We start from the raw sequence: 18,919 nt of genomic DNA on the forward strand, positions 1-18,919 counted from the left end.
GTTTTCAACACCCCCGCTCCCCTCAGCGTTGCGATATCCGCAGATTGAAGCGACTTAGACAACGAATTTCATCGATCCGGCCTTGCGAAACTGTCGATACGTCGTGCACAGTGAAGCCGTGGCCAGTCGAAGCGCAGACCAGAAGGACTCCCGCGAGTCCAGGAACGGCGGTCCTCAGTTGGACGCCGTCTCCCTCGCCATCATCGAGCAGCTCCAGGAGGACGGCCGCCGGCCGTACGCCGCCATCGGCAAGGCCGTGGGCCTGTCGGAGGCGGCCGTGCGCCAGCGCGTCCAGAAGCTGCTCGACCAGGGCGTGATGCAGATCGTCGCCGTCACGGACCCGCTCACGGTGGGCTTCCGGCGCCAGGCGATGGTCGGCGTCAACGTCGAGGGCGACGTGGAGTCGGTGGCCGAGGCGCTGTCGGCCATGTCCGAGTGCGAGTACGTGGTGATGACCGCGGGCTCCTTCGACCTGATGGTGGAGGTCGTCTGCGAGGACGACGACCACCTCCTGGAGGTCATCAACCGACGCATCCGGGCCGTGCCCGGCGTGCGCTCCACCGAGAGCTTCGTCTACATGAAGCTCAAGAAGCAGACCTATATGTGGGGAACCCGATAATCGTGAGCACCGACAGCCCCAAGGACCTCAGCCGGACCGCCTACGACCACCTGTGGATGCACTTCACCCGCATGTCGTCGTACGAGAACGCCCCCGTCCCCACCATCGTCCGCGGTGAGGGCACCCACATCTACGACGACAAGGGCAGGCGCTACCTCGACGGTCTCGCCGGCCTGTTCGTGGTCCAGGCCGGACACGGCCGCCAGGAGCTCGCGGAGACCGCCTCGAAGCAGGCGCAGGAGCTCGCCTTCTTCCCGGTGTGGTCCTACGCCCACCCCAAGGCCGTCGAGCTGGCCGAGCGGCTGGCCAACGAGGCCCCCGGCGACCTCAACAAGGTCTTCTTCACCACCGGCGGCGGCGAGGCGGTGGAGACCGCCTGGAAGCTCGCCAAGCAGTACTTCAAGCTGACCGGCAAGCCCACCAAGTACAAGGTGATCTCCCGCGCGGTGGCCTACCACGGCACCCCGCAGGGCGCCCTGTCCATCACCGGCCTGCCCGCCCTGAAGGCTCCCTTCGAGCCGCTGGTCCCCGGCGCGCACAAGGTGCCGAACACCAACATCTACCGCGCCCCGATCCACGGCGACGACCCCGAGGCCTACGGCCGCTGGGCCGCCGACCAGATCGAGCAGCAGATCCTGTTCGAGGGCCCGGAGACCGTCGCGGCGGTCTTCCTGGAGCCGGTGCAGAACGCGGGCGGCTGCTTCCCGCCCCCGCCCGGCTACTTCCAGCGGGTGCGCGAGATCTGCGACCAGTACGACGTACTGCTCGTCTCGGACGAGGTCATCTGCGCCTTCGGCCGCCTGGGCACCACCTTCGCCTGCGACAAGTTCGGCTACGTCCCGGACATGATCACCTGCGCCAAGGGCATGACCTCGGGCTACTCCCCGATCGGCGCCTGCGTCATCTCCGACCGCCTGGCCGAGCCCTTCTACAAGGGCGACAACACCTTCCTGCACGGCTACACCTTCGGCGGCCACCCGGTCTCCGCCGCGGTCGGCATCGCCAACCTCGACCTCTTCGAGCGCGAGGGCCTCAACCAGCACGTGCTGGACAACGAGGGCGCCTTCCGCGCCACCCTGGAGAAGCTGCACGACCTGCCGATCGTCGGCGACGTCCGCGGCAACGGCTTCTTCTACGGCATCGAGCTGGTGAAGGACAAGGCCACCAAGGAGTCCTTCGACGAGGAGGAGACCGAGCGCGTCCTGTACGGCTTCCTCTCCAAGAAGCTCTTCGAGAACGGCCTGTACTGCCGTGCCGACGACCGCGGCGACCCGGTCATCCAGCTCGCCCCGCCGCTGATCTCCAACCAGGAGACCTTCGACGAGATCGAGCAGATCCTGCGCGCCACGCTGACGGAGGCGTGGACGAAGCTCTGATCGTCCCGATCATCCGCTGAGACGATCATCACCGGCCCCGGTGCGGTCCGTTCGAGTGAGAACGGCGGCCCGGGGCCGCGTGCTGTCCGGCTTCCTCCACGGTGACTCCTTACGGTGCCCAGTGACCGATCGGCCCCGTCTTCGTTCCCCCGGAAGGGGGACGACACGACCGGGGAAATACGGATCAGAACCGAGGTGTACGCCCATGGAGGCCCCGCCGGACAACGACGTGCTCTGGGCCCGCGCCCTGCACTTCCAGCACCACGACGGCTCCCCCGCGCTGCAAGGAGTGTCGCTCGGCGTGCGCGAGGGCGAGATCCTCGCCGTGAGCGGCCCGCGCGGCAGCGGCAAGACCACCCTGCTGCGGTGCCTGTCCGGACTGGTCAAACCGCAGGACGGCGAGGTGTGGTTCAACAGCGTGCCGGTGCACACCATGGGCCCCCTCGGCCGCGAACGGCTGCGCCGCGACCGCTTCGGCTGGATCGACCCCGCCCCGGCACTCGTCCCGGAGCTGAACGCCTGGGAGAACGCCGCGCTCCCCCTCATGCTGCGCGGCACCGGCCGGCGCCGGGCCAAGACCGCCGCCCTGGAGTGGCTGGACCGCCTCGACGTCGGCGGCAAGGCGCGCAGGCGCCCGCACGAACTCCAGCAGGCCGAGCGGCAGCGCGTCTGCATCGCCCGCGCCCTCGCCGTCACCCCGGCGGTGCTCTTCGCCGACGAACCGACGGCCCCCCTGCACCGCGCCGACCGCGCCCACGTCCTGCGGACGCTCACCACGGCGGCCCGCTCGCACGGCATCACCGTCCTGCTCGCCACGCACGACGCGCAGACCGCCGCCCTGGCGGACCGCGCGGTGGCGCTCCTGGACGGACGGCGGGTGCGGACCGTGCACCTGCCGCCGCTCGCCGAGACCACGGTGGCCACGGGTGCCACCGGGACTCCCGGAACGGAAGGCCGGGCGGCGTGCTCGCTCTCCGCCTGACCCGCACCGCCCACCTCGCCGTCCACCTGCGCCGCCTGCTGGTCGCGCTGGCCTCGGCGGGCACGGGCTTCCTGCTGCTGTGCGCCCTCGGCCACGCGCTGAGCCACCCCGACGCGCCCGGCGCCTCCGCCCTCCGCCTGGCCTGGTGCGCGGCGCCGCTGGCCGCCGCGGTGTACCTGGCGGTCGCCGTGGCCCGCACCGATCCCGGCACCCGGCCCCGCTCGGGGCTGTCGGCGATCGGCCTGGGGCCGGGCCGGCTGATGGCCGTCTCGGCGACGACCACGGCCCTGTCCGCCGCGCTCGGTTCGGTGGCGGCCCTGCTCGCCTTCCTGTACCTGCGCGGCAGCCTGACCGGCCGCCCGCCCTCCGACCGCGTGGCGGCCGACGCCCTGGCCGTCGGCCAGTCCCTCCCCGCCCCCGCCGTCCTGACCCTGCTGGTCCTCGTACCGGCCCTCGCCTCGGCGTCCGTGGCCCACACCCTGCGGCCCCGCGATCCCCGGCCCGCCGCGGCCGCCGCACCCCGCGGCTACGGCCGCTTCGGCGCGTACGGCTGGGGCAAGGCCCGCGAAACCTTCGGCGCCTACGGCCGCTTCGGCGCCCGCCTCGCGGTGACTGCGGGCAGTCGTGCTGCCGCTGGTCCTGCGGGCAGTCGTGCCGCTGGGGCGGCACGGGTGGGCGCAGGCGGCGCCCTGCTGAGGCAGGCGAGTGACCCCCACCCCCCGGCCCCGACGGACGGCACCACACAGACGCTGGACGCCGCTCCCCCGGCCCCGGCCCCAGCCCCGGCGGACGCCACCTCGCAAACACCGGACGCCACCCCCGCCGCACACCCCGAGCCAACCCCCCGCCCCCACAACACCACCGCCCTCCCCTGGGGCATCGCCGTGCTCACCGCGGGCCTCACCGTCGAGACCTACACCGGCAACGCGGCCGGCGCCCCCGCCCCCGGCACCGCCCCCTCCGCCGGCGTCCTGATCGGCTGGGCCCTCACCGCCCTGGGTCTCGCCCTGGCCGGCCCCGGCCTCACCCACCTGTGCGGCCGTCTGCTCCAGGCGGCCCGGCCCGGTGCCCTGCGCCTTCTGGCCGGCCGCGTCCTCATGGAGGAGGCGCAGCGTGTCGGCCGCCCCCTCGGCGTCGTGGCCGCCGTCGCCGCCGCGGCCTACGTGGCCACGACGGTGTACGACGGGGACGGCCCGGCCTTCGGCCCGCTCACTACCCTGGGCGCCCTCCTGGTGGCCGGCTGCACGGTGGCCACCCTGCTCACCGCGGCCGTAGAGGCCAGGGACGCCAGGGCCGACACCACGGACGCCCTGCTGCGACTCGGCGCGCCCCCGGCGACCCTGCGCGCCGCCGCCGCGGTACGCGCCGCCGCCCTGCTCGTCCTGTTCGGTCCGCTGGTCCTGATCGTCGCGGTGCTGGCGGCGCTGCCGCTGGACCACTGACCGGCGGAAACTTTTTCGAGAAAGTCCGCGCGACGGCGATGAGTTCCGGGGCCGCCGCGCGTCTGTCTCTTCGAACGGCACGGCATACGAACCGGGAGAGGCCCCATGTACCAGCAGATGATCTTCGTGAACCTGGCCACCAACGACCTCGACGCCGCGAAGAAGTTCTTCGCCGGACTGGGATGGGAGCTCAACGCGCAGTTCAGCGACGACAGCACCGCCTCGTTCCCGGTGAGCGACACCATCGTCGTGATGGTGCACACGCCCCAGAAGTACCGCGAGTTCACCAAGAAGGAGATCGCGGACTCGGCGAAGACCAGCGAGGTGCTGATCGCGCTGAGCGCCGAGAGCCGCGAGAAGGTCGACGAGCTGGTGGAGAAGGCGGTCGCGGCCGGCGGCTCGGTCTCCGGCGAGACCCAGGACCACGGCTTCATGTACGGCCGGGCCTTCGACGACGTCGACGGCCACACCTTCGAGGTCGTCTGGATGGACCCGGCGGCGGTCCAGGGCTGATCCGGACGCGTGCCTAGCATGGGCGGGTGGATCAGACACCCGATCAGACACCCGCCCAGCGCAGGGCCCGATCACCGCACGGGTCGCCGTCCCTGTCCCAGTTCCAGTCCCACCACGCCTCCCACGACCGGGAGATCGAGAGCCTCGACGAGTTCGACCGCGTCGTCTCGTCGCCCGGCTCCCTCGCCCATCACCGCGTCCAGGCCGTCGACCTGACGGACCGCACGGACGCCCTGCTGGCCGCCGACCCCACGGGCGCCGTCTTCCTCGGCTGCCCGATGGAGCCCGGCGCCGCCGCCGGGGTGCGCGCCGCCGGAGCCCTGGTCTTCCCGCCGATACCGGGCCTCCCCTTCGACCCCTACCGGGGGCGGGTCTACTCCCCCGACGAGCTCTACGCCCGCCTCGGCGAGGGCTACGAGGCGACGCCGGACGCCCTGGCCTACGACTGGTTCCAGCAGACCAGGGCCGACGGCGACGTCTTCGCCTCCATGCTGCGCGCGATCCATGACGACGCCGTCTCGGACGCGCTGGACGAACTCGTCGTCGGCAGCCGGGTGGTGGGCGTCATGGGCGGCCACGCCATGGCCCGCGGCACGACGGAGTACGCGGGCGCCGCCCGGCTGGGCCGTGAGCTGACCCGCGCCGGGCTCACGGTGGCCACGGGCGGCGGTCCGGGCGCGATGGAGGCGGCGAACCTCGGTGCGTACGCCGCCCCGTTCGACGACCGGATGCTGGACGAGGCCCTGATGCTGCTCGCCAAGGTGCCGTCGTTCGCGCCGTCGATCGCCGACTGGGCCCGGTCCGCGTTCGAGGTGCGCGAGCGCTGGCCCGGCGGCGGCGCCTCGATCGGCATCCCGACCTGGTTCTACGGCCACGAGCCGCCCAACGCCTTCGCCGCGCACATCGCGAAGTACTTCGCCAACGCCACCCGCGAGGACGGCCTGCTGGCCCGCTCCACGGCGGGCGTGGTGTTCCTGCCGGGTGCGGCCGGCACCTTGCAGGAGATCTTCGACAACGCGACGCCGAACTACTACGAGTCGCGCGGCGAGCCCACTCCCATGGTGCTCGTGGACCGCCGGCACTGGACCGAGACCCTGCCGGCGTGGCCGCTGCTGCGGTCGCTCGCGAAGGGGCGGACGATGGAGTCCCGAATCGCCCTTGTTGACCGGATCGACGAGGCTCCCGAGGCACTGAAACGCGTCGGCGGTTAATAAGACGGCAAAGTCAACGCCCCCGGCAGGCATATGCGTTGACACTTCTTACGCCCCGCTTATAGACCAGTGAGGCTCATGGGTGTGCTGATGCCGCGTCATCGAGCGTCGGCACCCTCTTCACCCCCCGCATCCGCGCTCCCGTAAAGGACAAACGTGGCAGTCCTGTCCATAATCAGCCGCACGGCATCGCGCCGCGGCGTCCGCGCCCTCGGCGTCGTCGCCGCCTCCGCGGCCCTGGCGCTCAGCGCCTCAGGCAACGCCCTCGCCTGCAACATCAGCGAGTTCTCCGCCGAAGCCAAGTGCGACGGCGACAACGGTGTCATCACCGTCACCGACGTGGACCCGGCCGGCATCCCGGCCACCGTCACCGTCTACCTCAAGGACGGCGACAAGCAGGTCGGCCAGCAGACGGTCAAGGGCTCCAAGGACGGCACCACCGTCTCCTTCCCCGTGGACTGGCAGCCGAACACGACGTACCGCGTCCACGTGAAGGCCGACAGGTACGTCGACGAGGACATCCAGCCGGACGTCACCACCCCGTCGACGGCGTGCAAGACCGAGGACACCCCGACTCCGACCCCGTCGGAGAGCTCGTCGACCCCGTCCGACGAGACGGAGTCCCCGGCGCCCGAGCCGTCCACGTCGGCCCCCGCGCCGTCGCAGTCGGAGAGCACCGCCCCGGCGGCCGTGCCGAACGACAACGCCCCGTCCCCGGCGGCCGGTGACTCCAACCTCGCCGAGACCGGTGCCAACTCCAACACCGGCATGATCGCCGGTATCGCGGCGGCGCTGGTCGTCGTCGGTGGCGGCGCCGTCTTCTTCGGCCTGCGCCGTCGCGGAGCGAACAGCAACAGCTGACGCCCGCGCCGACCCGTTCACGGCGGTGGCCCGTCCCGTTCCGGGGCGGGCCACCGTCGTGTCAGCCGAACGTCGCCTTCTCCAGCCAGAGTTCGAGCAGCTTGCGGTCGCCGAGCACCTCGAGTCCCGGGGCGTCCGGCGACAGCCGGCCGTAGAAGGCCAGCAGCACGTCCGTGAGCGGGCCGCGCAACGCCACCGTGGCCTTCTCGTGCCCGCGGCGCCAGGTGATGCCGTCGTCGGGCAGCTCGACGATCCACTCGGCGTTCAGCTCGGCTGCGGTGTCGGTCGCGTGCAGGTGGAGGCTGCTGCCGGGGGCCCGCAGTTCGTTCGCCGCGGCGCCGGGCAGGGCCCGCTGCACGAACCGCACGATGTCCAGCCACTCGTCGATCGCGTCGGCCGCCACCTCGGGCGCGACCGCCCGGTGGGGCAGGCCCGCCGCGAGTGCCGCGTCGGCGCCGTGGACGACGAGTTCGTGGGTCATCCGCCGCGCCCAGAACCCCGCCGTGCCGACTCCGGCCCACGACCACGCGCGCGCGTCCGGACCGGCCTCCCGCAGCGCGCCGACGACGACCTCGCCGGACTCCGCCAGCCACGCGTCCAGCGCCGCCGCGTCCCCGCTCGCCGCGGGCCCCCCGGCCCCGGGCGCCCGGTCCACCGGCACGTCCTGCTCGGCGCGGGTACCGACGATCAGCCCCGTCCAGCGCAGGGCCCGGCCCACGTGCCGCACCAGATCCTCCAGGGTCCAGTCCGGGCAGGTCGGCACGGTGGCGGTCAGCTCCGCACCGGAGGTGACCACGGCCCGGAGCCTGCCCACCTGGTGAACGATTTCTTCGCAGTACCGGTCGTGTGCGAGGAGTGTCATGCCGTCACCCTACGAGCGCAACGATCACTCCGGAACGCCTGATCCACCGAGCACGACGACGTCCGCCGCGTCGAACTCCACGCCGACCGCGGCCCCGACCTCCGGCGCCGCCCGCAGCGCGCAGGCCGCCTCAAGACGGGGCGCGTCCTCGGGCTGGAGGTGCACGGCGACGTGCGTGCCGCGGAAGGTGCGGGCCGTGACCGTGCAGCGCAGGCCCTCGTCGGCGGGGACGACCCGGACGCCGGCCGGCCGCACGAGCACCGTACGCGTGCCCTGCGGGGCGTCCTCGGGGACCGGCACCTTGCCCCACGGGGTGTCCGCGGCCTGTCCGGCGACGGACGCCTCGGCCACGTTCTCGAAGCCGAGGAAGCGGGCCACGAACGCGTCCGCCGGCCGCTGCCACACCTCCAGGGGCGTTCCCGACTGGGCGATCCGCCCGTCCCGCATCACCACGACCCGGTCGGCGAGCGCGAACGCCTCGCCCTGGTCGTGCGTCACCGCGAGCACCGTGGTGCCCAGCCGCCCGAACAGCTCGCGCAGTTCGACCACGAGGCGCTCCCGCAGTGAACGGTCCAGCTGGCCGAGCGGCTCGTCCAGCATCAGCAGCCGTGGCCGGGGCGCGAGCGCGCGGGCCAGGGCCACCCGCTGCTGCTCCCCGCCGGAGAGCGCGGCGACGGACCGGCGGGCGGCGCCCGGCAGTCCGACCAGTTGCAGCAACTCCGCCACCCGGGCCTGCTGCTCGGCCCGGGACGCGCCGCGCATCCGCGGCCCGAAGGCGATGTTCCCGGCCACGTCCCGCTGCGGGAACAGCTGGTGGTCCTGGAACATCAGCCCGACCTCGCGCCTGTGTGCGGGCACCCCGGACTGGTCCCGGCCGTCCAGCGTCACCCGCCCGGCGTCCAGCGGCTGGAGCCCGGCGACGGCCCGCAGCAGCGTCGACTTGCCGCTGCCGCTGGGCCCGAGCACGCACACCACCTCGTGCTCGGCGACCCCCAGGCCGACGTCGTCGAGTACGGCCCGCCCGCCGAAGCGGACGGTCGCGCCTTCCAGGCTCAACAGGCTGGGCGGCATGTCTAGAACTCCCCGCTCCGGTCGGTCCGCAGCCGCTCCAGCACCACCAGGGCCACGGCGCACACCAGCATCAGAATCGTCGAAAGGGCCATCGCCTGGCCGTAGTTCATGTCCCCGGGCCGGCCCAGCAGGCGCGCCACGGCGACCGGCAGCGTCGGGTTGTCGGGCCGTGCGATGAAGACGGTGGCGCCGAACTCCCCCAGCGACACCGCGAAGGCGAACCCGGCCGCCACCAGCAGCGCCCGCCGCACCATCGGCAGGTCCACCTCGCGCCAGACCCGCCACGGCGAGGCGCCCAGCACCGCGGCCGCCTCCCGCAGCCGTCCGTCCACCGCCCGCAGCACCGGCAGCATGGTCCGTACGACGAAGGGGACGCCCACCAGCGCCTGGGCGAGCGGCACCAGGATCCAGGAGGACCTGAGGTCCAGCGGCGGTTCGTCCAGCGCGATCAGGAACCCGAACCCGACCGTCACGGCCGACACCCCGAGCGGCAGCATCAGCAGCGCGTCGAACCCGCGCACGAAACGGCCCGCGTCGCGCCGGGTGAGCGCGGTCGCGGCCAGCGCGCCGATCACCACGGCGATGGCGGTGGCGGCGACGACGTACTGGAGGGAGTTGCCGATCGCCTCGATCGGCGGGACGAGGAAGGCGCCGCCGTCCTCGCGGGTCAGCGCCCGGTAGTAGCCGAAGCCGGACGCCCCCAGCGACCGCTGGACCAGTACCGCCAGCGGCAGCACCAGCAGGACGGCGATGACGCCCAGGACGCCGGCGAGCAGCGCCCACTGTCCGGCTCCACGCGGCCGGCGCACGGTCGTGGCCGCGTCCACGAGCCGCAGAGCCGTCTCCCGCCGCCGCACGGTCCAGGCGTGCACGGCGAGGACGGCGACGACCGCCGCGAACTGGATCAGCGTCAGGACGGCGGCCGTGGACAGGTCGAAGACCTGCGAGGTCTGGCGGTAGATCTCCACCTCCAGGGTGGAGAAGGTGGGCCCGCCGAGGATCTGGACGACGCCGAAGGAGGTGAAGGTGAACAGGAAGACCATCAGCGCGGCGGCGGCCACGGCGGGCGCCAGCGCGGGCAGTGTGACCTGCCGCCAGGCCCTCAGCCGCGAGGCGCCGAGCATCCGGGCGGCCTCCTCCTGCCGCGGGTCGAGCTGCGCCCACAGACCGCCGACGGTGCGGACGACGACGGCGTAGTTGAAGAAGACGTGCGCGAGCAGGATCGCCCACACCGTGGTGTCCAGGCGCAGACCCCACAGCTCGTCGAACAGCCCGCCGCGCCCCACCAGCGCCAGGAACGCCGTACCGACGACGACCGTCGGCAGCACGAACGGCACGGTCACCACGGCCCGCAGGACCTGTTTGCCGGGGAAGTCGAAGCGGGCGAAGACGTACGCGCCGGGCAGCGCGACGAGCAGCGTGAGCCCGGTCGACGCCAGCGCCTGCCAGGTGGTGAACCACAGCACGTGCCGCACGTCGGACTGTGCGAGCACGTCCCCGATCCGGCCGAGCTGCCACACCCCGTCGGTCTTCAGTCCACGGGCGACGATGGCGGCGACGGGGTAGGCGAAGAACACCGCGAAGAACGCGACGGGCACGGCCATGAGGCCGAGCCGGGCCGCGCTCCCGCGCACGGCCCGCGCCCGCTTGCCTGCTCGAGTCACTTCAGTACGAGCGAGGTCCACGACTTGACCCACTGGTCGCGGTTGTCGGCGATCTTCGCCGGGTCGAGGGTCTGCGGGTCCTTCGCCCGCGGCCCGAACTTCGAGAACACCTCGGGGACCTGCGCGCCCTCCCGCACCGGGTAGACGAACATGTTCAGCGGCATGTCCTCCTGGAAGGACTTGCTCAGCAGGAAGTCGAGGAGCGCCTTGCCGCCCTCGGGGTTCTTCGCGTTGCTGAGCAGGCCCGCGTACTCGACCTGCCGGAAGCAGGTGCCGTCGGCGACGCCCGTGGGGGCGGTGTCCGGCTGCGGATCGGCGTAGACGACCTCGACGGGCGGGGAGGAGGCGTAGGACACGACGAGCGGACGGTCGCCCTTGGCCTTCTTGCCGCCGGCCGAGCCGGAGAACTCCTCGTTGTACGCCTGCTCCCAGCTGTCGACGACCTTGACGCCGTTCGACTTGAGCTTCTTCCAGTAGCCCTCCCAGCCCTCGTCGCCGTACTTGGCGGCGGTGCCGAGCAGGAAGCCGAGGCCGGGCGAGGAGCTGCCCGCGTTCTCGGTGACGAGCAGGTCCTTGTACTCGGGCTTGACCAGGTCGTCGAGGGTCCTGGGCGGGGTCAGCCCGTGCTCGCGGAAGTACGCCTTGTCGTAGTTGACGCAGATGTCGCCGGTGTCGACGGGCGTGACCCGGTGCTTTTCCCGGTCGGCCCGGTACTCGGGCAGGACGAGGTCGGAGCCCTTCGCCTCGTACGACTGGAACAGCCCGTTGTCGAGGGCACGGGAGAGCAGGGTGTTGTCGACGCCGAAGAAGACGTCGCCCTGCGGGTTGTCCTTGGTGAGGATGGCCTTGTTGACGGCCTGTCCGGCGTCGCCGTCCTCCAGGACCTTGACCTTGTAGCCGGAGTTCTTCTCGAAGGCGGCGATCACGTCCTTCGACACGGCCCACGAATCGTGGCTGACCAGCGTCACGGTCCTGGAGCCGCCGGAGCCGCTGCCGTCGCCGCCGTCGTCGGACGACCCGCAGGCGGCCAGCGTGCCGACCATGCCGAGCCCGACGGCCAGGACACCGGCCTTCGTGGTGATGCCCTTCCTGGTGGTGCCCCTCTTGGTGATGCCCCTCTTGGTGATGCTCACTGAATTCCTCCTGGGTGACCAGGAGAAGACGCGGCCCCGCCCGGAACCCCTGGCGAGGGTCCCGGGCAGGGCGCAACAGCTCGAGTGGTGACCGATCTCCCTACCCAGAATGACCTGGGCCAGGTTCGGAGGGTCTGCGGCCGGTGCCGCACTCTCAGCGCTGTGGCGCTCCCCTGTCGGAATATGAAGATGTGACTGTGCTGATGTACTTCCGCCGGTCAGGTTACCGCTCGCTCGCGGCGAGCTGACCACACGCCCCGTCGATCTCCTGCCCACGGGTGTCCCGGATCGTCACCGGCACACCGTGCGCCGCGATCGCCTCCACGAACGCCTTCTCGTCCTCGGGCCGGGACGCGGTCCACTTGGAGCCGGGCGTCGGGTTGAGCGGGATCAGGTTGACGTGCACGGGCCTGCCCCTGAGCAGCCGCCCGAGCCGGTCGCCGCGCCAGGCCTGGTCGTTGATGTCGCGGATCAGGGCGTACTCGATGGACAGCCGGCGCCCGGACTTCGCCGCGTACTCGAACCCGGCGTCCAGCACCTCGCGCACCTTCCACCGCGTGTTGACGGGGACGAGGGTGTCGCGCAGCTCGTCGTCGGGGGCGTGCAGCGAGATGGCGAGGCGACACTTGAAGCCCTCGCCGGTGAAGCGGTGGATCGCGGGGACGAGACCGACCGTGGAGACGGTGATGCCCCGCTGGGAGAGCCCCAGCCCGTCGGGCTCGGGGTCGGTGAGTCGGCGGATGGCGCCCACGACCCGGTTGTAGTTGGCGAGGGGCTCGCCCATGCCCATGAACACGATGTTGCTGAGCCGCGCGGGGCCTCCCGGGACCTCGCCGTCCCTGAGCGCCCGCATGCCGTCCACGATCTGGTGCACGATCTCGGCGGTCGACAGGTTGCGGTCCAGGCCGGCCTGGCCGGTGGCGCAGAACGGGCAGTTCATCCCGCAGCCCGCCTGGGAGCTGATGCACATGGTCACCCGGTCCGGGTAGCGCATGAGCACCGACTCGACGAGCGTCCCGTCGAACAGCTTCCACAGCGTCTTGCGCGTGGTCCCCTGGTCGGTCGACAGGTGGCGCACGACCGTCATCAGCTCGGGCAGCAACGCTTCCCGCAGCCCCTCGCGCGAACCGGCGGGGATGTCGGTCCACTGCTCGGGGGCGTGCGCGTACCGCGCGAAGTAGTGCTGCGAGAGCTGCTTCGCACGGAACGGCTTCTCACCGATCGCGGCGACAGCCTCCTTGCGCTCGGCAGGCGTGAGGTCGGCAAGGTGCCGCGGCGGCTTCTTGACTCCGCGCGGCGCGACGAATGTGAGTTCTCCGGGCTTAGGCATGACGTTCCCAGTGTCGCAGATCGACTCGGGTGCCCCTGCGGGGCGCCGGTTTCCGGTCGGGGCGGCGGTTTCCGGTCGGGGCGGCGGTTTCCGGTCGGGGCGGCGGTTTCCGGTCGGGGCGGCGGTTTCCGGTCGGGGCGGCGGTTTCCGGTCGGGGCGGCGATTTCGCCCTTTCGCTACCCGCCCCAGGTCATACGCGGAATCATGGCTCCGCATGGCACCTAGGGACGGGGGCAAGGGTGACCGATCACGCCCAGCAGTTCTTCATCAGCTACGCGGGCACCGACCGGGCCTGGGCCGAGTGGGTCGGCTGGCACCTGGAGCAGGCCGGCCACCGGGTCATCCTGGACGTCTGGGACTGGCGCACGGGGGACAACCTGGTCCAGCGCATGGACGAGGCGCTCGAACGCGCCGACGCGGTGATCGCCCTGTTCTCCACGTCCTACTTCGAGGACGAACGCTGGACCACCGAGGAGTGGACCGCCGCCGTCGCCCACCGCGACCGCCTCATCCCCCTCGCTCTGGAACCCCTCACCACCAGTGACCTTCCCCGCGTTCTGGCCGCCAAGCTGCGCAAGAACCTGCACGGTCTGGATGAATCCGCGGCCCTGACCGCCCTGCGCGAGGCGGTCAACAGCGGCAGCCGTCCCTCCGTTCCCCCGCCCTTTCCCGGCACCGTCCCGGCAGCGGGCGCCCTCCCGGCCGCGGCCCCCGTCCCCGCAGCGGGCCGGAACAGGCCACGCCTGCCCGGGAGCGCCGAGCAGCCCCGGGTGTGGAGCGTGCGACGGCGCAACCCCGACTTCGCCGGCCGCGAGACGGAGATCGCCCGCCTGCGGGAAAGCCTCATGCAGGAGAGCAAGGCCGTACCCCAGGCCCTGCACGGTATGGGCGGGGTCGGCAAGACCCAGCTCGCCCTGGAATACGCCCACCGCTTCGCCGACCAGTACGACGTGGTGTGGTGGATCGACGCCGAACAACCCGACGAGATCCCCGTCCACTACACCGAACTCGCCCACCGCCTGGGGCTCGCCAAGCCCGACGCCGGCGCCGAGGCCAACGCCCGCGCGCTGCTCTCCCACCTCGACACCCTCGACCGCTGGCTGCTCATCCTCGACAACGCCGAAGACCCCGCCCAGGTCGAGCCCTGGCTCGCCCAAGGCCCCGGCCACACCCTGATCACCTCACGCAACCCGAACTGGGCCGGCACCGCCCGCGCCACACCCCTGAACGTCTTCACCCGCACCGACTCCCTCACCTATCTGCAGGGCCGGGTCGGCGGCATGGACGACGAGCAGGCCGACACCCTCGCGGCGGACCTCGGCGACCTCCCGCTCGCCCTCGCCCAGGCCGCCGGCGTCATCGCCAACGGCGGCGTGAGCCTGGGCCTCTACCACCAGCTCCTCGCCACCAACACGACCCGGATCCTGGAAAGGGGCGGCGCTCCCGGATACCCCGCACCGGTGGCGGCCACCGTCACCATCGCCGTCGACCGGCTCACGGACGAACACCCCGATGCGATCGCGCTGCTCCGCCTGGTCGCCCTGCTCGGCCCCGAGCCCATCCGGAACGCCTGGCTGGAGAGCGTTCGCCCCCGGTTGACCACGATCCCCGGCGACTCCGACGACCCGATGTGGCTCCACGAGGCGCTGAGTCCCCTCAGCCGTTACGGCCTCGCCCGCACCGAGCCCGAGAGCTTCCAGATCCACCGCCTCACCCAGGCCGTCCTGCGTGACCAGTCCCTCCCGGACCAATCCGCGGCCATCCGCAAGGACGCCACCGCCCTCCTGTCCGCCGCCAACCCCGGCGACCCGCAAAGCCCGGGCAACTGGCCCGGCTGGGCGGCTCTCACCCCCCACCTCACGGCGCAGCACCTCGCTCCCACCGAGCAACCCGAACTGCGACCGACTCTCCTCGACGCCGCCCACTACCTGATCAGAAGCGGCCAGACGCGCACCGCCCGCGACCTCACCGCGACGGCCCACGCGGCGTGGGCCACCGACCTGGGAGAGGACCACCCCGACACCCTCACCAGCGCCCAGTTCCTCGGCCACGCCACGGCCGACCTCGGCGAGCACGCGGAAGCCCGTCGCATCATCGAAGACACCCTCACCCGCAGGCGCCGCACCCTCGGCGACGACCACCCCCACACCCTCCAGTCCGCCAACGACCTCGCGAACGTCCTGGACAACCTTGGCGAGCACACCGAGTCCCACCGCATCATCGAGGACACCCTCACCCGCCGACGCCGCACCCTCGGCGACGACCACCCCCACACCCTCCAGTCCGCCCACAACCTCGCCGCCTCCCTGCACCACCTCGGCGAGCACACCGAATCCCGCCGGATCCTCGAAGACACCCTCACCCGCCAACGCCGCACCCTCGGCGACGACCACCTCGACACCCTCCAATCCGCCCACAGCATCGCCGCCTCCCTGCACAGCCTCGGCGAGCACACCGAATCCGTCCGCATGGACCAGGAAACCCTCGCCCGCCTGCGCCGCATCCTCGGCGACGACCACCCGGACACCCTCCAGTCCGCCCACAACCTCGCCGTCACCCTGCACGACCTCGGCGAGCACACCGAAGCCCGCCGCATCATCGAAGACACCCTCACCCGCCAACGCCGCACCCTCGGCGACGACCACCCCCACACCCTCCAATCCGCCCACAACCTCGCCGTCACCCTGCACAGCCTGCGTCAATACGCGGCAGCGGCTCAGCTCCTCGATGACGTGCGCAACCGCCTACGCCGCACCCTCGGCGACGACCACCCGGACACCGTGGACGCCACCCACAGCCTCGCCAAGGCACTGATCGCGGTGGGGAAGCCGTTCGCAGCTCAGCGACTGCTCGCTCCCCAGAAGCAGAAGAAGTCGCGCTCCCGACGCAAGCGCAGGTGACCCAGCGGGAGCGTCGCGCGGACCTCGGAGCACATGCGAAGAGGGACCCGCCGCCCGGTGGGCAACGGGTCCCTCTTTCAAGAACCAGCAGGTCGGACCGACCCCGCGAGGATCGCCGACCGGATCACGACCCCACGAAGATCACCAGCAGCAGCCACACCACCGGTGCCGTCGGGAGGAGGGAGTCGAGGCGGTCCATGATGCCGCCGTGGCCCGGCAGGAGGGTGCCCATGTCCTTGATGCCGAGGTCTCGCTTGATCATGGACTCGCCGAGGTCGCCCAGGGTGGCGCTGACGGCGACCACGAGGCCGAGCAGCAGGCCCTGCCACCAGGCACCGTCGTCGATCAGGAACTGCATGCACAGCGCACCCGCCACCATCGCGAACGCGATGGCTCCCAGCAGGCCCTCGCGGGTCTTGCCGGGGCTGATGCGCGGGGCGAGCTTCTTCCTGCCGAAGCGCCAGCCGACGGCGTAGGCCCCGGTGTCGCTGACGACCGTCAGTATCAGGAAGACCAGGACGCGCCAGGCGCCGTCGTCCGCCGCCAGCATCATGGCGACGAAGGTGGCCAGGAACGGCACGTAGAACGCGGCGAAGAGCCCTGCCGTGACGTCCTTGAGGTACCCCTCCGGCGGCTCCGTCATCCGCCAGACCAGGACCGCGAGCGCGGTGAGGGCCATGGCGACCCACGCCCCCTCGGCGCCGCGCGCGTAGCCGGCGACCACCATCGCCGCGCCGCCGATCGCGAGCGGTACGAGGGGCGCCTTGATGCCCTTGCGCTCCTCCAGCCGCTTGGTCAGCTCCCACAGGCCCACCACGACGGCGACCGCGATCACACCGACGAAGACGGCCTTGACGACGAACAGCGACGCGATGATCACCACGCCGAGTCCGACGCCCACCCCTATCGCGGCGCCCAGGTCACGCCCCGCGCTCTTCTTCTGCGGCGGCGGCTGGGACTGCGCCGGCTGCGGGGCGTCGGGCATGGGCTCCGGATTCTGCGGCACCGCCGCATACGGCTGCGCCGACGGGTTCTGATCGCGGTACGGCTCGTCGCGAGGGGGCTGGTCGTGAAACGGCTCGTCCCGGAACAAGGGACCGCTCAGCCGAGCGGTCCCCTGGTCGTCGTCCTGGTCTCCGCCGTGTTCGGGTACGTCGGGCACGATGGGCATGGGGCGAGTCTGCTGCGCGTAGTGCGCATCGTACGCGGGACCCGCCGGACCGGCGCCCTGGACGGGTCCCTGGTCGGACGGCCCCCAGTACCCGGCTTGTGGCGGCGCTCCCCAGGAAGAGTCGTTCATCAGACCTCGAGCAGCTCCGCTTCCTTGTGCTTCAGGAGCTCGTCCACCTGTGCGACGTACTTGGCGGTGGTGTCGTCGAGCTCCTTCTCCGCACGGCGGCCCTCGTCCTCGCCGACCTCGCCGTCCTTGACCATCTTGTCGATGGAGTCCTTGGCCTTGCGGCGCACGGAGCGGATCGAGACCTTGGCGTCCTCGCCCTTGGCCTTGGCGACCTTGATGTACTCGCGGCGGCGCTCCTCGGTGAGTTCGGGGAACGTCACGCGGATGATGTTGCCGTCGTTGCTCGGGTTGACGCCCAGGTCGGAGTCGCGGATCGCCTGCTCGATGTTGCGCAGGGCCGTCTTGTCGAAGGGGGTCACCACGGCCATGCGCGGCTCGGGCACGGAGAACGAGGCCAGCTGGTTGATCGGCGTCGGTGCGCCGTAGTACTCGGCCACGATCTTGTTGAACATCGCCGGGTGCGCACGGCCGGTGCGGATCGCGGCGAAGTCCTCCTTGGCGACCACGACGGCCTTCTCCATCTTCTCCTCGGCCTCGAGGAGGGTCTCTTCGATCACCACTTGCTCCTGCGTGTCTTGAGTAGGCCCGGCTGCGGTTCCCTACGGGCGGCGGCCGGCTGCGTCGCGTTCTTCCTGCACGGTTCCCGACCGGCGGAACATTGTCCATCCCCCGGTCCGGCCCCGTCCCGTCCGTCCCCCGGACAGGTGGCGTCCGCGGACGGGGGGTGTTCTCCGGTCAGTCCCGGCTGCCCTGGTCACCCACAAGCGTGCCGATCTTCTCACCCTTGACGGCGCGGGCGATATTGCCCTCCTTCAACAGCTCGAAGACCACGATCGGAAGGCTGTTGTCGCGGCAGAGCGTGACAGCCGTGGCGTCGGCGACCTTCAGGTCGCGGGTGATGACCTCGCCGTAGCCGAGCGCGTCGAACTTCACGGCGTCCGGGTTGGTCTTGGGGTCGGAGTCGTAGACCCCGTCCACCCCGTTCTTGCCCATGAGCAGCGCCTCGGCGTCGATCTCGAGGGCGCGCTGGGCGGCGGTGGTGTCGGTGGAGAAGTAGGGCATGCCCATACCGGCGCCGAAGATGACCACACGGCCCTTCTCCAGGTGGCGCACGGCGCGCAGCGGGATGTAGGGCTCGGCGACCTGGCCCATGGTGATGGCGGTCTGCACGCGGCAGTCGACGCCCTCCTTCTCCAGGAAGTCCTGGAGGGCCAGGCAGTTCATCACGGTGCCGAGCATGCCCATGTAGTCGGAGCGGGCGCGGTCCATGCCGCGCACCTGAAGCTCGGCGCCGCGGAAGAAGTTGCCGCCGCCGATGACGATCGCGATCTGCGCGCCGTCCCGGACGACGGCCGCGATCTCGCGGGCGATGGCGTGCACCACGTCGGGGTCGACGCCCAGGCCCCCACCGCCGGAGAACGCCTCTCCGGACAGCTTCAGCATGAAGCGGCCGCTTACTTTGCCGTCGTCACTCTTCTCGGCCTTGGTGCTGCTCATGGAGTCTCGCCTCTTCTACGTGGGTCACACACACGAAGAAGGCCACTGCCGGTGGGGGCGTGTTTCGCATCCCGTACGCGGCAATGGCCTCCTCGTCAGATCTGCTGTCGTCCGCCGCCGCGCGCGCGTGCGCCACGGCATGCGCGTACGGCGCCGAC

Annotated in this window: 16 protein-coding genes and 1 riboswitch; of the genes, 8 read left to right on the forward strand and 8 right to left on the reverse strand. The window is 71.6% G+C overall.

All coding sequences use genetic code 11. The features are described 5' to 3' along the window. Positions 1–103: 103 nt before the first annotated feature. From R2E43_RS10370 to R2E43_RS10400, 7 genes are all read left to right on the forward strand, one after another. A complete protein-coding gene (locus tag R2E43_RS10370; protein WP_003973369.1) occupies positions 104–619 on the forward strand; it encodes an Lrp/AsnC family transcriptional regulator in 516 nt (171 codons plus the stop codon). Positions 620–621: 2 nt separating this feature from the next. Then, on the forward strand, positions 622–1,995 hold the full coding sequence (locus R2E43_RS10375; protein ID WP_003973370.1) for an aspartate aminotransferase family protein: 1,374 nt from the start codon (positions 622–624) through the stop codon (positions 1,993–1,995). 205 nt (positions 1,996–2,200) lie between these two features. Continuing rightward, positions 2,201–2,977 carry an ABC transporter ATP-binding protein gene (locus tag R2E43_RS10380; protein ID WP_003973371.1) on the forward strand — a complete coding sequence of 259 codons (777 nt, stop codon included), beginning with the start codon at positions 2,201–2,203 and terminating at the stop codon, positions 2,975–2,977. Further along, positions 2,959–4,419 carry a hypothetical protein gene (locus tag R2E43_RS10385; RefSeq protein ID WP_319129503.1) on the forward strand — a complete coding sequence of 487 codons (1,461 nt, stop codon included), beginning with the start codon at positions 2,959–2,961 and terminating at the stop codon, positions 4,417–4,419. Before R2E43_RS10380 ends, R2E43_RS10385 begins: the two co-directional genes overlap by 19 nt. Before the next feature lie 105 nt (positions 4,420–4,524). Continuing rightward, complete coding sequence (locus tag R2E43_RS10390; protein ID WP_003973373.1) at positions 4,525–4,932, forward strand: VOC family protein; 408 nt, start codon at positions 4,525–4,527, stop codon at positions 4,930–4,932. Between the two features lie 26 nt (positions 4,933–4,958). Continuing rightward, positions 4,959–6,143, forward strand: coding sequence for an LOG family protein (locus R2E43_RS10395; RefSeq protein WP_106517492.1), 1,185 nt, complete (start codon positions 4,959–4,961; stop codon positions 6,141–6,143). Between the two features lie 156 nt (positions 6,144–6,299). Continuing rightward, on the forward strand, positions 6,300–7,004 hold the full coding sequence (locus tag R2E43_RS10400; protein WP_016327371.1) for an LAETG motif-containing sortase-dependent surface protein: 705 nt from the start codon (positions 6,300–6,302) through the stop codon (positions 7,002–7,004). A 61-nt stretch (positions 7,005–7,065) separates the two neighbouring features. Here the strand turns inward: R2E43_RS10400 and R2E43_RS10405 are convergent, their stop codons facing one another. The 5 genes from R2E43_RS10405 to rlmN form a co-directional block, all read right to left on the reverse strand. Further along, on the reverse strand, positions 7,066–7,866 hold the full coding sequence (locus R2E43_RS10405; protein ID WP_011030363.1) for a maleylpyruvate isomerase family mycothiol-dependent enzyme: 801 nt from the start codon (positions 7,864–7,866) through the stop codon (positions 7,066–7,068). Positions 7,867–7,890: 24 nt separating this feature from the next. Next, positions 7,891–8,937 carry an ABC transporter ATP-binding protein gene (locus R2E43_RS10410; protein WP_093457079.1) on the reverse strand — a complete coding sequence of 349 codons (1,047 nt, stop codon included), beginning with the start codon at positions 8,935–8,937 and terminating at the stop codon, positions 7,891–7,893. Positions 8,938–8,939: 2 nt separating this feature from the next. Next, positions 8,940–10,622, reverse strand: coding sequence for an ABC transporter permease (locus R2E43_RS10415; RefSeq protein ID WP_332056139.1), 1,683 nt, complete (start codon positions 10,620–10,622; stop codon positions 8,940–8,942). Next, the gene (locus tag R2E43_RS10420; protein ID WP_161270556.1) at positions 10,598–11,644 is read right to left on the reverse strand and encodes a thiamine ABC transporter substrate-binding protein; all 1,047 of its coding nucleotides are present in this window, start codon (positions 11,642–11,644) and stop codon (positions 10,598–10,600) included. Before R2E43_RS10420 ends, R2E43_RS10415 begins: the two co-directional genes overlap by 25 nt. A 169-nt stretch (positions 11,645–11,813) precedes the next feature. Next, a riboswitch (TPP riboswitch) is annotated at positions 11,814–11,919 on the reverse strand. 38 nt (positions 11,920–11,957) lie between these two features. Beyond that, positions 11,958–13,064: a 23S rRNA (adenine(2503)-C(2))-methyltransferase RlmN gene (gene rlmN / locus R2E43_RS10425; RefSeq protein WP_003973380.1), complete on the reverse strand. Its 1,107-nt coding sequence runs from the start codon at positions 13,062–13,064 to the stop codon at positions 11,958–11,960. 239 nt (positions 13,065–13,303) lie between these two features. Here rlmN and fxsT point away from each other — a divergent pair, with 239 nt between their 5' ends. Beyond that, positions 13,304–15,964 (forward strand): FxSxx-COOH system tetratricopeptide repeat protein, encoded by a 2,661-nt coding sequence (gene fxsT / locus R2E43_RS10430; protein WP_332056140.1) that lies wholly within the window; start codon positions 13,304–13,306, stop codon positions 15,962–15,964. 124 nt (positions 15,965–16,088) lie between these two features. Here the strand turns inward: fxsT and R2E43_RS10435 are convergent, their stop codons facing one another. The 3 genes from R2E43_RS10435 to pyrH form a co-directional block, all read right to left on the reverse strand. After that, complete coding sequence (locus tag R2E43_RS10435; RefSeq protein WP_003973382.1) at positions 16,089–17,264, reverse strand: phosphatidate cytidylyltransferase; 1,176 nt, start codon at positions 17,262–17,264, stop codon at positions 16,089–16,091. Further along, on the reverse strand, positions 17,264–17,821 hold the full coding sequence (frr, locus tag R2E43_RS10440; protein WP_003973383.1) for a ribosome recycling factor: 558 nt from the start codon (positions 17,819–17,821) through the stop codon (positions 17,264–17,266). Before frr ends, R2E43_RS10435 begins: the two co-directional genes overlap by 1 nt. Positions 17,822–17,999: 178 nt before the next feature. Then, positions 18,000–18,761, reverse strand: a complete 762-nt coding sequence (pyrH, locus tag R2E43_RS10445; protein ID WP_003973384.1) for a UMP kinase — start codon at positions 18,759–18,761, stop codon at positions 18,000–18,002. Positions 18,762–18,919: the final 158 nt, after the last annotated feature.

Source organism: Streptomyces violaceoruber, from assembly GCF_033406955.1.
Classification (GTDB): Bacteria; Actinomycetota; Actinomycetes; order Streptomycetales; family Streptomycetaceae; genus Streptomyces; species Streptomyces violaceoruber.